This window comes from Pseudomonas serboccidentalis (assembly GCF_028830055.1).
In the GTDB taxonomy this organism is placed as follows: domain Bacteria; phylum Pseudomonadota; class Gammaproteobacteria; order Pseudomonadales; family Pseudomonadaceae; genus Aquipseudomonas; species Aquipseudomonas serboccidentalis.
Window position 1 is genome coordinate 4195499 of the sequence record NZ_CP101655.1, and the last position, 15400, is coordinate 4210898.

The 15400-nt window shown below is 60.9% G+C and carries 11 protein-coding genes and 1 pseudogene; all 12 read right to left on the reverse strand.

Going from position 1 to position 15400, the window contains the following annotated elements; all coding sequences use genetic code 11:
- Nucleotides 1-5: 5 nt before the first annotated feature.
- The 12 genes and pseudogenes from NN484_RS19195 to NN484_RS19250 all read right to left on the reverse strand — a co-directional run bounded on the left by NN484_RS19195 (nucleotide 6) and on the right by NN484_RS19250 (nucleotide 15398).
- Nucleotides 6-2930, reverse strand: coding sequence for a TIGR00180 family glycosyltransferase (locus NN484_RS19195; RefSeq protein WP_274657670.1), 2925 nt, complete (start codon nucleotides 2928-2930; stop codon nucleotides 6-8).
- Nucleotides 2931-2979: 49 nt separating this feature from the next.
- Nucleotides 2980-3708, reverse strand: coding sequence for a cephalosporin hydroxylase family protein (locus tag NN484_RS19200; protein WP_215501650.1), 729 nt, complete (start codon nucleotides 3706-3708; stop codon nucleotides 2980-2982).
- A 29-nt stretch (nucleotides 3709-3737) separates the two neighbouring features.
- Nucleotides 3738-4403 (reverse strand): acetyltransferase, encoded by a 666-nt coding sequence (locus NN484_RS19205; RefSeq protein WP_064586556.1) that lies wholly within the window; start codon nucleotides 4401-4403, stop codon nucleotides 3738-3740.
- Nucleotides 4400-5521, reverse strand: coding sequence for a DegT/DnrJ/EryC1/StrS family aminotransferase (locus NN484_RS19210; RefSeq protein ID WP_215501649.1), 1122 nt, complete (start codon nucleotides 5519-5521; stop codon nucleotides 4400-4402). The genes NN484_RS19205 and NN484_RS19210 overlap by 4 nt, the downstream gene beginning before the upstream one ends.
- Nucleotides 5518-6744, reverse strand: coding sequence for a class I SAM-dependent methyltransferase (locus NN484_RS19215; protein ID WP_215501648.1), 1227 nt, complete (start codon nucleotides 6742-6744; stop codon nucleotides 5518-5520). The genes NN484_RS19210 and NN484_RS19215 overlap by 4 nt, the downstream gene beginning before the upstream one ends.
- Nucleotides 6741-7301, reverse strand: a complete 561-nt coding sequence (gene rfbC, locus NN484_RS19220; RefSeq protein WP_215501647.1) for a dTDP-4-dehydrorhamnose 3,5-epimerase — start codon at nucleotides 7299-7301, stop codon at nucleotides 6741-6743. The genes NN484_RS19215 and rfbC overlap by 4 nt, the downstream gene beginning before the upstream one ends.
- The gene (gene rfbG / locus NN484_RS19225; protein WP_215501646.1) at nucleotides 7298-8380 is read right to left on the reverse strand and encodes a CDP-glucose 4,6-dehydratase; all 1083 of its coding nucleotides are present in this window, start codon (nucleotides 8378-8380) and stop codon (nucleotides 7298-7300) included. The genes rfbC and rfbG overlap by 4 nt, the downstream gene beginning before the upstream one ends.
- Nucleotides 8362-9135 (reverse strand): glucose-1-phosphate cytidylyltransferase, encoded by a 774-nt coding sequence (gene rfbF, locus NN484_RS19230; protein WP_077571633.1) that lies wholly within the window; start codon nucleotides 9133-9135, stop codon nucleotides 8362-8364. The genes rfbG and rfbF overlap by 19 nt, the downstream gene beginning before the upstream one ends.
- Nucleotides 9136-9419: 284 nt before the next feature.
- Complete coding sequence (locus NN484_RS19235; protein ID WP_274657671.1) at nucleotides 9420-9641, reverse strand: hypothetical protein; 222 nt, start codon at nucleotides 9639-9641, stop codon at nucleotides 9420-9422.
- 147 nt (nucleotides 9642-9788) lie between these two features.
- A pseudogene (locus NN484_RS27395) lies at nucleotides 9789-9899 on the reverse strand (hypothetical protein); the annotation flags it as partial.
- Nucleotides 9900-10127: 228 nt separating this feature from the next.
- A complete protein-coding gene (locus NN484_RS19245; RefSeq protein WP_274657672.1) occupies nucleotides 10128-13721 on the reverse strand; it encodes a glycosyltransferase in 3594 nt (1197 codons plus the stop codon).
- A gap of 108 nt (nucleotides 13722-13829) precedes the next feature.
- On the reverse strand, nucleotides 13830-15398 hold the full coding sequence (locus NN484_RS19250) for a flagellar hook-associated protein 3 (RefSeq protein ID WP_274657673.1): 1569 nt from the start codon (nucleotides 15396-15398) through the stop codon (nucleotides 13830-13832).
- Nucleotides 15399-15400: the final 2 nt, after the last annotated feature.

The window sequence follows — 15400 nt, forward strand, 5'->3', positions numbered from 1 at the left end:
GCAGCTCAGGCGAGCAACTGCGCCCAATTGATCGGGGCACTTTCACCCAAAGTGAAACCTTTGCCGGTCAGGGCCAGGTTGGCGTTATAGGCCGGGTCCTGTGCAAAGGCCGCGCTCCATTTTTCACGCAATGCCGCCAATGCTTCAGGGGCTTGCGGCAGCTCGCCGGTGTGCAATACCTGCACCAGCGGCGTCCACACGGTGAGGTAACCGACCTGACCGGCCTTCAGACACAGATCAACATCACTGAAGCCATCGGCGAAGGTCACTTCGTCCAGGCCACCGAGCGCGTCGAACAGCTCTTTACGCACCATCAGGCACACCTTCGACACGGCCGAATAGTTCTGCTCGACCGACAGGCGCTGCATGTAGCCCTCGGCAGCATGTTTCTCACCGATGAAGGCTGAAGCCACCCCATCGTTGAATCCAAGAATCAAACCTGCCTGGGAGATCTTGCCGTCGCGGTCCACCAGTTTGGCACCGACGATGCCGACTTCGGGACGCTGGGCATGATTGAGCAACGACTCGATCCAGTTCGGGTTGACCACCTCACTGTCGGTCGCCAGCAACACCAGATATTCGCCCTGCGCCTGCTGGCTGGCCGCGTTGTACAACGCCACTTGATCAAGCGGACGATCAGCATGCAGCACCCGCACTTTGGCATTGTGCAGGGTTCCCAGCCAGTCGTTGACCTCGGCCAACTGGTTCGGGTTGGCCGCAATCAACACTTCATAGCGGGTGTAACGTGTTCTGAGCAGCACGCCATCCAGGCAACGTTGCAATGCGCCAAGATCGTCGCCAGCGGGCACGATCACCGACACCAGCGGCCGCTCGATATGGCGATAGTCGATCTGCCAGGTGCCAGGCAGCGTCGAGGTGACTTGAGCCTTGTAACCGCGATTGCCCAGGTGACGCAGCAGCGCCTGACGCTCATGAGCATTTTCTGCCAGCACGGGTGCCCGGGTGATCAGCAGCGGCTCGTCGAGATGAGCCAGACCGTCGAGGCCACCCTGTTCAATGATGCGCAGCAACACATCGAGTTCCAGCGCCTTGCTGAAATCTGCCTGGTAACCACCAAGACCGGTCAGCACTTCGCGACGGATCAACCAGTGCCGCGCCATCAATGACGGAACGCTTTGCAGCAGATCCAGATTGAAGCCCGGACGGAACATATCCACCAGCGCACCGTTTTCCTGGCGCAGGATTTCATCCGTGGCCACCGCCCTTACACCAGGCGCCGCCATCAGTTCCAGGCTGGCACGCAGCAGGCCGGCAGCGGTGAACTCGTCACCCGCCTCAGCCAGCAGCAGCCAGTCGCAAGTCGACTGATTGACGCTCTGGTTGAGCTTGTCGACGAAATTGCTTTGGGTCACTCGCACAAAGTGCAGGGTATTTTGCGCAGTGGTTGCGGCCGGCGGTTCACCCGTGGTGAAGACCACAACCTTGAAGGCTTTGCTGTGACCTTCGAGCAAGCTGTCCAGAGTGACCTGCAACTTGTCGATGTCGTTGTCCAGATCGAGCAGGAAAATCCCGAACTGCGGACCACCGGCATTATCGGCCAGGTAACGGGCAATCGTCTCGGCCTGCTCGGCATCCGGCGCGCGCGCAGCGAGCCACTGGAGCAGGCGGCCGGTCAACATCTTGTCGAATGTCGGCTGATACCCTTCCAGCAATACCGCGTCCAGACGAGCCACCCACTCACGCAATTTCGGCGCGTCGTCTTCTTCGTCCAACGGTTGCAATTGCGCGATCAGCCGCTTGATCACCGCGCGATTGAACACGTTGCTGTCATGCGCTTGCCACAGGCGGTCGAGCACACTTTCCGGGGTGTCGTTGTTGCGCGCCAGCATCAGGCTCTGCTGGCGAGCCCAGATACCTTCCAGCTCCTTGAGCTGAACGCGCCCGGCAGGCATCGCGTGCAACAAAAACTCGAATTGAGTCAGCTGATCGAAAAACACCTGGTTGTAGAAAGGCATTTCAACGTATTGCTTCGGACCGAACCGGCGCTGCGGGCCGGTCTCGATATCGATCCATGTCGATTCGAAGATCAGCTCGGCGGTGAGTGCGCGATTGGTCAGCAGGCTGTCGGCCAGCGAAGCAAAACTTTTCAGAACAAACTGTTTGCCCTGCTGTGGATCCTGATGCTGGATCTGGGTCGGCAACCCGGCGAGGAATTCGGCAAAGGCTTCGCGACCGGCCACGCTCTTGGCATCCATATAGGCCAGAGAGTGATAGATCTCGGTGTTGTGATCGGACTGCACGTAGTTGATTTCGCGCACGACATACGGAATCGGCAGAATCCGCGCCTTGCCCCGGGCCAGCATGTAATAGGTGTGACCGACTTCCTGCCACTGGAAGATTGTGTCCTGCGGCATCGCGTCGTACCAGTCGCGCAAGATCGCCGTACGCTGCACGGCATAGAACGGCGGCAGGTACTGATGCATGTAATCGAGCAGACGATCTTCAGCCTGGTCGGCCGAGTAGTCCTCGCAGACTTTCTTGTCACGTCGGTAGTAATTGACGCTGTTGGCCAACGCCAGATACATCAGGCTGTAGCCATGGCACAGGCTGTAATCGGGGTTGGCCTCCATGAATGCCACAGCTTCATGCAGGGCTTCATGCACAAGGAAGTCATCGTCGGCGGCGAACACCATGTAAGGCGTCTGCAACTGCTCGACACCGTAGGCCAGCTTGGCGCGAATGCCCCAGTAGCCGAACTGTGGCAAGTGCTGATAATCCACGTGGGTGAATTCGGCAGGGATGCCCGCCAGCGCCACCGCCGACGAGTCCAGCACCAGAATCCTGCACGGCAGGCTGCTGTAGAAGCGAATGGCTCTACGCAGAAATGCCGGACGTTCGTGAGAGATCAGCACAACAGTCAACTGTTCGTTGAGTGCCAGACCGGTTCCAGAAGTGTTCTTGCCTTGCATATATTCCCCACACGCGGCGAGTCGCCGAAAACTCATCGTTGTTTGTCGATTAGCGCACGCGACGCAGATAGCCATCCGGCGCGACAGTGATCAGCAATTTGCTGTGAATCGCCTGATCGATTTCGAAATCGCGGTTTTCTTCCAGGTAAGCCCATACCGCGGTTTTCGGGTTGTCACCCTTGCCCCACGGACGATCCGGGAAAGCATCGGCGGGCATGTCTTCGACCACGGTGTCCATGACCACGCAGTAGCTGCCCACCGACACCAGCGGTGCATACAGGCGCAGTTCTTCGAGGACGTGCTCGTGGGTATGGTTGGAGTCCAGCACCACCAGCACTTTCTTGCCCTGCACACGCTCGCGCACCTGGTCGACGATGGCGGTGTCGATGCTCGAACCCTGGATCATGCTGATGCGTTTGAACATCGGGTGCGCTTCGATGGCTTCGCGGTTGTGCTGGCGGATATCGATGTCGACGCCCAGGACTTCGCCATGGCCGATCAGCTCCAGGATCGAGGCGTAGAACACCAGCGAACCGCCGTGGGCGATGCCGGTCTCGACGATCACGTCCGGACGCAGGTTCCAGATGATTTCCTGCATCGCAACCATGTCCTGCGGGAACTGAATGATCGGCCGGCCCATCCAGCTGAAGTTGTAGGTGTACTTGTGTCTGGCCGTGGTGCCGACCCAGTCCAGGGACTCGGCCTGCAGTGCCTTGTCTTGCTGCAGGCCTTCGATGTTGGCTTTCACTTCTTCGCGAAACTGCTCATGCGGATTCATTGCAACTCTCCAAAAATTCGGGAAACGGCTTACTTGAACACCCTGGCGTCCGGGTAAGGCACTGCGTTGGTCTTGATGATCCTGGCGGGATTACCCACCACGACCGAAAAATCCGGAACATCCTTGGTCACTACGGCACCGGCACCGATGGTTACCCAGCGACCGATGCGCAGGCGCGGCAGGATCGTGGCATTGGTCCCGATAAAGGTCCCGTCACCGATTTCCACGCAACCTGCGATACACACGCCCGGCGCCATGAACACCGAGTGACCGATCCGCCCTTCATGCCCCACGACACTGCCGGCGCTGATGCTGGTGTTGTCGCCCAAGGTCACTTCGGCCTGCATCAGCACGCCTTCCTGCAGATAACTGCCCTGCCCCATGCGGATCATGCTCAGGTCAATACCCGGATGAACGAACTGACCGAGGCGCGCACCGGCATCGACCAACTGACAGGTAGTTTCGTAGCGTAACCGGGTACTGCCGGTGATCAGATTGACGAAGCGCACGTCCTCGCCATTGAGTTCACCGACACGTTCGCAACCACCGAGCACCGGCACCCCGTAAAATAGCGTGCCGTGCTTGCGCGGGTCGTTGTCCAGAAAGGCGAATTCGATGTTCGGCGTGCTGCGCTTGACGGCGTGCAGCATGCGCACCGCTTCCGGGTTGGCGGCTCCCAGCAGATACATCTTCACAGTGCGTGCCTGCGAGCCAGTAGATCCAGCACCACTTGCACCACTCGCTGCTGGTCGGCGTCGGTCATGTCGTGATAGCTGGGCAGGTTGAAGGCACGCTCTGGCAACGCAAACGCCAGCGGCGTGTCGACCACGTATTGGCTGAACATCGGCAGCGACGACAACGGCCAGAAAAACACCCGGGCGTCGATGTCGGCGGCCTGGAACGCGGCGATCATTTGTTCGCGGTGGATGCCGGCGTCGGCATCGAACACCACGGTCGGCATCCAGTAACCATTGCGGCCATGCGCCGGTTCCGGGTTCAGCGACACGCCAGGCACACCCTCGAGCGCTCGCGCGTAGTTGGCAAAAATCGCGCGTTTACGTTCGATCAACTCGTCGATTCGCTCGACCTGAGCGCAGCCGACCGCCGCCTGCAGGTTGCTCATCTTGTATTTGAAACCGACAAACTCCGGCCAGAACTGCTTGGTGCAACCGGCCACACGACCATGGTTGGACAGGGTCAGGACCCGCTCATACAAAGCCTTGTCGGAGGTGACGAACATGCCGCCCTCGCCGGTGGTCATGGTCTTGGTGCCATGAAACGAAAAGGCGCCGAAAGCCCCCAGCGAACCCGCAGCCTTGCCGCGCCATTGCGAGCCGATGGCCTCTGCCGCGTCCTCGATCACCGGGATGCCGAACTCGCGACCGATGGCGAGCAGCGCGTCCATGTCACACAGGTTGCCGTACAGGTGCACCGCGAGAATCGCCTTGGTGCGCGGGGTAATCGCGTTTCTGACACGTTGCGGATCCAGGCACCAGCTGTCGGCCAGCACGTCGACAAACACCGGCGTGGCGCCCAGGTAAGTGATCGGCGCCGCCGAGGCAATCCAGTTGGTGTTGGCCAGGATCACTTCATCGCCGGCGCCAACGCCCAGCGCCGCCATGCCCATGTGCAGCGCACCGGTGCAGCTGGAGGTGGCGATGGCGTAGGTTGCACCCAGATGCTCGGCAAAGCCGTGCTCGAAACGCGTCAGGTATTCGTAGCAACGTGCGCCCCAACCGTTCTGCACGGCGTCCAGGGCATATTGCGCTTCGAGTTCGCCAACGCTGGGTTTGGTGTAATGAATTCTGCTCATTGGATGCTCAACTCCGGAACGGCGACGACAAAGCGTGCGCCCCATGCCTTGGCCGAAGACAGCTGCTGCGTCACTTCGCTCAACAGATTCCACGGCAAGACCAGAATGTAGTCAGGCTGCTCCTGGGCAATACGCTCAGGTGCAACGATCGGGACGCGACTACCCGGCAGGAACTTGCCCTGCTTGTGCGGGTTGGCATCGGCCACCCACGCCAGCAAATCGGGTTTGACCCCGGCGTAGTTGAGCAAGGTATTGCCCTTGGCTGCCGCGCCGTAGCCGACCACACGCTTGCCGTCGGCCTTGGCCTGCAACAGGAAGCGCAGCAGTTCGTGCTTGATGCGTTCGGCCGCCGGCGCCAGGGTCGCGTAGTACTCGGGCGTTTTCACCCCGGCATCCAGTTCGGCCTGCAGCTGTTGCTGCACCGCTGGTTGCACCGCACGACGCTGGCCGTCTTTACGTTGCACGAATACCCGCAGCGAACCGCCGTGGGTGCTCAATTGGCTGACGTCGAACACTTCCAGGCCATTGCGCTCGCACAGGGCCTGCACGGCGGTCAGCGACAGGTACGAATAGTGTTCGTGATACAGGGTGTCGAACTGCGCGCCGGCCATCAGCGTCAGCAGTTGCGGAAATTCGAAGGTAGCGACACCGGTCGGCTTGAGCAGCGTGGCGAAACCGCCGAGGAAGTCGTTGATGTCGGGCACATGCGCGAGCACGTTGTTGGCGGCCATCAGGTCGGCGCCCCAGCCTTCGCTGTGCAGCTGCGCAGCGCTGTCGCGACCGAAAAACACTTCACGAATCTGCAGGCCTTTTTCTCGCGCCGCTTGCGCGGTGCTGCGGGTCGGCTCGACGCCCAGGCACGGGATGCCGCGAGCGGCGACGTACTGCAACAGGTAACCGTCGTTGGCGGCGACTTCGACCACACGGCTGTCGGCGTTCAAGCCAAAGCGCTCGACCATCTCGGCGACATAGCGCTCCGCGTGGGCCAGCCAGGTACTGGAGAACGAACTGAAGTAGGCGTACTCGGCGTCGAACAGGCTGTCGGCGCGGGTGTAATCCTCGGTCTGCACCAGCCAGCATTGCTGACACACGGCGACCTTCAACGGCACCCATTGCTCGGCCTGTTCCAGGCGATCGGCGTGCACGTAGGCGTTGGACGGTGGCGAGGTGCCGAGGTCGATCAGCGGCAGGCTCAGCGGTGCGGCGCACCCACGGCAGTTCATAGACGCACTCCAGCAAAGTGTTGATCGAGCACGGGATGGCTGGAATCACGCGCTGACAAATTATTGACAGGCAACGGCCAGGCAATCGCCAACCGTGGATCGTTCACCGACAAGCCGCTCTCGTGCTCCGGCGCGTAATCGGCGCTGTGCAGGTAAAGCAGTTCGGCGTCGTCGGTCAGGGTCTGGAAGCCGTGGGCGAACCCGGCGGGAATCAATAGACTGCGACCATCGCCAGCCTTGAGGTGCTCGGCGTGCCAGTGCAGAAAGGTCTCGGAGTCAGGACGCAGATCCACCGCCACATCCCACACTTCACCGCGCAGGCAGGTGATCAGCTTGGCTTCCGGCGCGTTGGCGTTCTGATAATGCAAACCGCGCACACTGCCCTTCTCGCGGGTGCAGGAATGGTTGATCTGACGGATGTGAAATTCGTTGCCGAACGCACTCAGACTGCCTTCGCAGAACAGCCGGGCGAAGTGCCCGCGCTGGTCTTCGAAACGCTTGTGCTGGACGCTGAACAATCCGGTCAGCGGCAACTGTTTCAAGGAAAACTCGCTCACAGCGCGCCTCGGTACAGGTTCAGTTGGCCGAGGGTCACGGCGCGCATGTCGTCGCCGTTCTGCCACGCCAGGTGCCAGTCGAGGGTCTGAGTCAGGCATTGCTGCAAAGTCCAGCGCGGCTGCCAGCCAAGGACTTGGCGGGCGCGGCTGCTGTCCAGACGCAACAGGCCGGCCTCGTGCAGTTCGCTTTTTTCGATGCGCAGACCGCGTGCCTGTGGCCAGCGATTGGCGAGCAGTTCGACCACTTCGCCGACGCTGCACATGTCCGCCTCGCCCGGGCCGAAGTTCCACGCCCCGGCGTATTCAGGGCCTTGTTCATAGAGGCCGGCAGCCAGTTGCAGGTAACCGGCCAGCGGCTCCAGCGCGTGCTGCCACGGACGCACGGCTTGCGGGTAACGCAGGGTCACCGGCTCGTCGGCAGTCCAGGCCCTGAGCACGTCGGGAATCAGGCGCTCCGGGGCGAAGTCGCCGCCACCCAGCACGTTGCCGGCGCGCGCGGTGGCCAGGGCCAAACCGTGCTCGGCGTACTTGTCAGCCGGGAAGAATGACGCCGCATAAGACTGTGCCAACAATTCGCAACAGGCCTTGCTGCTGCTGTAAGGATCGTGGCCGCCGAGGGCTTCGTCTTCGCGGTACGGCCACAGCCATTCCTTGTTGGCGTAAACCTTGTCGGTGGTCACCAGCACGCAGGCGCGCACGCCACCGACCTGACGAATCGCTTCAAGCAGGTTCAGCGTGCCCATGACGTTGCTGGAGTAAGTGCCCAGCGGATCGCGATAACCTTCGCGCACCAGCGGCTGGGCGGCCAGGTGCAGAACGATCTCCGGCTCGGTGTCAGCGATGATCTCCAGCAGCGCGCCGAGATCACGCAGATCACCGCGTTGGTCGTTGATGCCTTCGTGAACCCGCGCCAGCTCATACAGGCTCGGTTCGGTCGACGGATCAAGGGCAAAACCACTGACTTGCGCACCGAGGCTTTGCAGCCACAGGGTCAGCCAACTGCCTTTGAAACCGGTGTGACCGGTGACCAGTACACGCTTGCCGCGCCAGAAATCCGCACTCAGTCCCATTGCTTCCATGGGGCCTCCCCGCTCTGCCACAGTGCTTCGAGGTGGTTCTTGTCGCGCAGGGTGTCCATTGGCTGCCAGAAACCGTCGTGCTGAAACGCCATCAGCTCACCGCGGGCGGCCAGACCGTCAAGCGGCCCTGACTCCCACGACGTCGAATCGCCTTCGATCAGCGGCAGGACCTTGGGCGACAGCACGAAGAAACCGCCATTGATCCAGCCACCGTCACCACGCGGCTTCTCGGTGAACCCCAGTACTCGATCACCTTCGCGATCCAGTGCACCGTAGCGTCCCGGCGGTTGTACGGCGGTGACGGTGGCGAGTTTGCCGTGGGTCAGGTGGAAGTCGACCAGCGCGCTGATGTTCAAATCGGAAACGCCGTCGCCGTAGGTGAAGCAGAAGGCTTCTTCATCCTCCAGATAGCGCGCGGCGCGCCCCAGGCGGCCACCGGTCATGGTCTCTTCGCCGGTGTCGATCAGCGTCACACGCCATGGCTCGCTGTAGTTCTGGTGTACGTCCATGCGGTTTTCACGCATGTCGAAGGTCACGTCGGAGGTATGCAGGAAGTAGTTGGCGAAGAAGTCCTTGATCGCGTACCCCTTGTAGCCCAGGCAAATCACGAAGTCGTGAATCCCGTGGGCGGAGTACTGCTTCATGATGTGCCAGAGAATTGGCTTGCCGCCAATCTCGATCATCGGCTTGGGCTTGAGGTGCGACTCTTCACTGATGCGCGTGCCCAGACCACCCGCCAAAATAACTGCCTTCATCCTCTCCCCTCTCGTTCGTCACAGGGCTGCGCGTCGCTTTCTTGCGCGCCGCGGCCTTCTGGCTAAACCTTTCTGCCGATTCGGGCGCAGGGGCAATGGCCGCGAGCGCTCGTTTTATGGCGATTTGAGGGGGACTTGCAGGAAACGCGCCAGCTCGCAGAGCCAATCGGCGGGCGCAGAAAAAAGGGGCTGATCCGGCTCATGCAAACCGGATCAGCCCCTCCCCGAACGTCAAACGAACGCCTTCACGTTTCTTGCAGGCGCAAAGGTGCCTTATTCAACGATCAGCCGAACATGGCGAACGCATCATTGCTGGTTGGCAGGCCGATGTACTGGCCGTCAGCCGTCTTGATAACATCCATAGTGGCGGAGCCGGCGAACCAGTCCTTCAGACGCACGCCGTCATCGGGAGTCTGACCTTCGAAAACACTGTACTGGTGTACGTAAAGGTCATTGCCGACGCGATCGAACAGCAGTTGCTGAGCGTTGATGTTGGTCAGGACCAACGTGTCACCTTGACTGGTGCCATCATCCTGAATGGTCACCAATCTCCCGCTGGTGACGGTGTAGGTGTCATCACCCTCACCACCAAATGCCGAGCCGGCGTTCTGCAGATTCAGTTTGTCAGCGCCAGCGCCACCGTCGATCTTGTCCGCACCGGCACTGCCCTTGATCAGGTCGTTACCGTCCAGACCATTGATCTGGTCATCGTCACTGGTACCGTTCAGCGTGTCCGCGCCATTTGTCCCGTTGATAACTGCGATTACTTCTTCCTTGCCTTGTTAAGAACCAGTACCGGCTCGCCAGGCGCTCACACGTCATCGCCGCGACCGCTAAAACACTTACGAATGTGTTGATATCGACAGGAACTGACGGTGTCTTGAGCCATCGGACAAAAACTGTATCGAAATTGATGCAAAGACGAATTTCAGAAAAAAAACAGGCGACTGCAAGGTCGCCTGTTTTTTTGGAAGGGGGATTGCGCGAATCGGTCAGTCCGCCAGCCAGCCATTTTCCCAATAACGCAGGTTATCGCCGCGCAGCACGTAATCGCGTAGCACCATCTCACGCAACTCGTCGCCCATGCGGTAGCTGGCATCCGGATCGGCCAGGTGCATGCGGATCGCCTGCAGCCACTCATCAGTGGTGTTGGTCTTGACCCGCGTGCACGGCAGGTAGCCGCGATAGGCCTCGGTGTCAGTGCAGATCACCGGGTAGCCACAGGCGCCGTACTCCAGCAGACGCAGGTTGCTCTTGCAGTCGTTGAAGATGTGGAACTCCAGCGGTGCGAGGGCCAGATCCAGATTGAGGCTGGCCAGTTTCGCCGGATACACGTCCAGCCCGATCACACCGTGGAACTCATGCATGTACGGACGCAAGTCGTCCGGGCACATGCCGAAAAACACCCAGTCGACTTCACTGGCCAACTCGCGCACGACATCGGCGATCACCGCCAGGTCGCCGTGGTGGCTGGTGCCACCGCCCCAACCGACCCGTGGTTTCTTCGACGTGCGCCGGCGGCTCCGCAGATGGCTCCAGAGGTCCTTGGCGAGCATGTTCGGGACGACACGAATGTCGTGGTGCATGTCCGACAGAACATTGGCCAGCGGCTGGGTCGACACGACTACCCGATCACAGAGACCGATCGCCCGACGTACCATGCGCTCCATGTCCTGCTTGCTCGGCATGTTGCGGATGTGCGCGTTGCGATGAGGTACGTCAATGACATAGTCATCCAGCTCGAAAATCCGCCGGGCACTGAAGTATTTCTTCAGTGGCGGAATTTCATCGATGGCGTGCTCCGAGTAGCGTCCTTGCAGCACGATCACGTCGGGCGCCTGACGCTCGATTTCAACGATCGACGGCAACCCGTAGCAGATGCGTCCTTCGACCCGGTTGGCCGCCACCAGCTCAATCATCGGCTGGCTCATGCGGTAATGGCCGATCGCGGAAGCATTGATCGGCACCGCGAGTACATTGGGCAGATGCGACTTGGAAAACGCACTCCAGCCGGTCAGCAGACCCGGTTCGAGGCTGAAATTTGTGGCGCCGACGCCCTGCAGCGCGAGGTTGACGTTGTACGCCGGATCGCGGGCTATCAGCGGCAACCAGCGCTGGTAAAACGCATCCTGCTCACGCTCGTGCTGTTGTTGCTCTTCGCTTGTTGCCACGGTGCTCGGGCGAGCGCCCACGGCCAGCCGGGCATGCGGATTCCACACCACCAGGTAGCCTTCGCGGCCGACACGCAGGCATAGATCCACGACGTTGTACGCGACCTTCAAGTCCTGTTCGTCGAGCCCCGCGACCTCCTCGAAAACCGACTTGCGCACCATCAGGCAGTCACCGCCGACGGCGCTCAGGTCCTGCACGGCCTGCAGCCGGAACATATAGCCTTCCGACTGCATGGGCTGACCATAGAACGGCAGCCCGGCCGGCCCCTGCAAGCCGAGAATCAGGCCGGCATGCAGAACGCCGCCGTCCGGGTCGAACAACTTGGCGCCAACGACCCCGACTTCCGGACGCTGCGCATGATTGAGCAATTCGTCGAGCCAGTCGGCTTGAGTGATCACCGCAAAGGCATTGAGCAGCAACACATACTCGCCGCGCGCCTGGCCAACGGCAAAGTTGTGAATGGCGGCGGGGTTGTTCTTTTGCGGGCAGCTCAACACGCGGATCCGGTCGCTGCCCAATTGCGCCATGCCGCCGAGCCATACCTGCGCCTCGGCGCTTTCGCTGCCGCTGTCGACCAGCAGGATTTCGTACTCGGTGTAAGCGGTCTTTTCCAGCAGCGTTTCGACGCAGCGTTGCAGGGCAGCCGTCTGATCCTGAGCGACGATGATCACCGACACCAACGGGCGTCGGGCATGCCGATAATCGACCCGATTGAGCAGCTCGTGGCCCTCTCGTCGGGTCTCGCAGGCGATGCCCAGGCGCTGCAGATGCGCATTGAGCACCCGCGGATTCTGCTCAAGGACACCCGGGTCGGTGAGCCACTGCGACAGATCGAACTTCGATTCCAGCAGCACCTCGGCAACATGGCCGATCACCTGAATGCCGTCGCTCTCGACCATGCGCCACAGCAGGTCGTGAGGCGCCAGTTGTGCGAAGTCCGAATCAAAGCCACCCAGCGCAAGAACTCGCTCGCGCTTGAACGCCAGAGCGCGGCCGACATAGGGATAGCTGCGCATCAGGTCAAGGTTGAAATCCGGCTTGAACGCAGGCTCTGCCGACTCGCCATCGCGCAGGCTGCCTTCGTCGCTGTACAGGCAGGTGAACGACCGCGAGTGCACGATGCGATCGGCCATGATCAGCAACGCCGTGGTCACCGGACGATCGCCGGGCTGCAGCATATAGAACCAGTCGGCACCTTCCAGCTGCGGCAACAAGGCGTTGACCTGTTCCAGCCCGTCATCCTGCAGCGGAAGACGGAACACCCGCCCATCCAATTCAGCTTCGGAGCAGGAGGCGGACAGCACCAGCACCAGTTCCGGCGGGTAATCCTGATTGGCGAGGGCCTCCAGCGTCCGCTCCACACCATCACGACTGCCTTTGCCGTCGATGATGATCGGCACGATCCGCGGTTGGTGCGACCAGCCGGCGATGGTTTCCGGCAGCAACTTGCGCTGTCCTTCGGTCAGCACCCGGCACTCCAGCCATTGCGCGTAGAGCTCGCCGAAACTCAGGCTGTCGACCCCGACGCCACACTCCTGACGGCTCTGCCGGGTGCCAAGGGTACGGCTCAACGGCAGTTCTTCCCACACCCTCGGCGACTCGTCAGCCTTGGTCAACGGGATGTAGCGAACCCAGCCTGGCGCAGGCGCCGATTCACCGCTGCGGACTTTGAGCATTTGCGAAAGCCACTCGCGCTCGACTTCCATCGCGTCCTTCATCGGTTGCTGCGCGCTCAGTCGCTCCGGGTACAGACGCTCGGCACTCAGCACATTGTTGGACACCGCCAGATTGCCGCGGCGCAGCAGGCAGATGTACAAGGCGAAATCCAGGCTGGCGACGAAGCAGCAACCCTCCTCGGTCAATGCTGGCAACAGTTCGGCGACGTCCGCGCGCCGAAACAGCGCATTGCTGAATCCGCCGAGAACGTTGACCGGGAACTTTTCAAATATCGCCAGCAGATCGTCACCCTTGAACAGGCCACTGACCGGTGACAGCGAGGTGTTTTCCAGCCGCGCAGGCAGGATGATGTCGTTCGCATCCCAGAGCAGTCGCTGAGCCAGCACCAGGCTGACCTCATCACGGCGCATCTCGTGCGCCTGCTGCTCGATACAGGCGGAATAGAGCAGATCATCGTCACACAGAAACTTGATGAACTCGCCCTGCGCCTGATCCAGGCAGGCTTTCAGGTTACCGACCAGGCCCAAGGTACGCGGATTGCGCACATAACGAACCGCAACGCCCGTGTCCTCGACGACCTTGGAGACGATGTTTTCGATCTCGCCGCCACGGCTGTCATCACAAACGATGATTTCGAGATGGCCATAGCCTTGGCCGACGGCACTGCGCAGTGCTCGCTCGAAAAAACGTGGATTGAAGGCGGGAATGACAAGGCTGACGAGAGGGAGTGAATTCACGGCGGGCTCACAGGCGGTACGAGCCCGCTCGGTAAAGCGAGCCCTGGAAACCGCGAAAAACATTAACTGAGGGACTGGACAAACGGGCGCTTGCGCGCCCGCTTACCGTCAGATCTTGTTGAACAGACCCAACTGACTGATCTTGCTGAAAGCCAGCTGCGAGGCCTGCAGCATGGTCTGTTGCAGGGTCAGGCGAGTCATGACTTCGGCCGGATCCGAATCTCGGATCGAGCCCTGGGTCGTGGTGTTCGCCGTACTCAGGCTCTGGTTAGTGACGTTCTGCATGTCCAGCGACTGACCACGGGCACCAATGGCGGTGACAGAGGCACCGATCTGGTTGGTGGCGGCGTCGATGTTGCCGAGACCTGCCTCCATCACGCCCTGAAACTTCTGTTTGGCAACCGGATCACCGTCGATCGGCGTATTCATGGCCGTAATCATCTGGCCCAGGGTGTCGAGCACGTTCTGGGTCTGGTGATTGTTCGGCTGAATCGAGAACTGATCGCCAGCAGCCGGAGTGTTGCCCAGCGCGAAGGTCACGCCGGCAGCGGTGGCGTTGCCGCCAGCGACGGTGCCCGACGACACCGGCTTGCTGTCTGCAGTGACGGGTGCTGCGTACAGATCGAAAGCCGTGGCGCTGGTGAACTTGAGCACCGCACCGCCCTGCGGGAATGCCGCCGTATAGGCCGCCTGGTTGGTGATGCTGGAACCGGTGATCACGGCAGTCGACGGGTTACCCGGGCTGCGCGCGGTGGTGAACGAGTCAGGCGTGGTCGACAACTGGAAGCTGTGCCCGGCAATGACCGCGTCCGGGTTGGTGTCACCGGCCTTCAGGTTGATGTTCAGCTTCAGGTCGACACCACGGAAACTGACCGACTGGTTGGTCCCGGTGGTGTTGACGATCGCGCCGTTCTGGCTGGCTTCTGAAGTCACGTCGTTGCCCAGCGCATCAGTGATTTTCAACTGAGTGCTGCTGACGAAACTGACGGTGTACGGCTGACCACCGGAGAATCGGGAATTGTAGGTGGCGGCCGTGCCAACCGTACCGTTGGACAGCACCACTCGGCCGTCATCCACCGCTGGCGCAGTCATCTGAGTGGAGGTCCGACCGGTGTTGATGGTCTGCTGGAAGGCATCCCAACCGGTGGTGTTGGTACCGACCGTCATGCCATCGCCAATGCCCAGGTTGATGGTGGTCTGGTCACCGTTGTAAGTGTAGGTACCGTCGGCGTTCTGCGAATACGGTGCGGTATCGGTTTTCGAACCGGAGAACAGATAGTTGCCGTCGGCATCCTTGGAGTTCATCAGACCCAGCACTTGTTGCTGGATCTGCCCCAGTTCTGCCGCGTAAGCCTGGCGATCCTTGTCGGTCGCCGTACCGTTGTTGGCAGCCAGGGACAGATCCTTGGCGCGTGCCAGCGCCGTCGTGATGGCATCCAGTGTGGATTCCTGGACGTTCAACGCGCTCTTGGTGCTGTTGATGTTGGTGTTGTACTGATCCAGCATCGCCGCCTGCTGACCCAGCTTGAGCAGGCGACCGGCGCCAATCGGATCGTCGGCAGCCGTGTTGATGCGTTGCAGGCTGCTCGCTTCGTTGGCGGTCGCGACCGTCTTGCTGTAGTTGCGCTGATATTGAGCAGCTTGTGTCGCGTAATACTGGGCGGTGGAAATGCGCATGA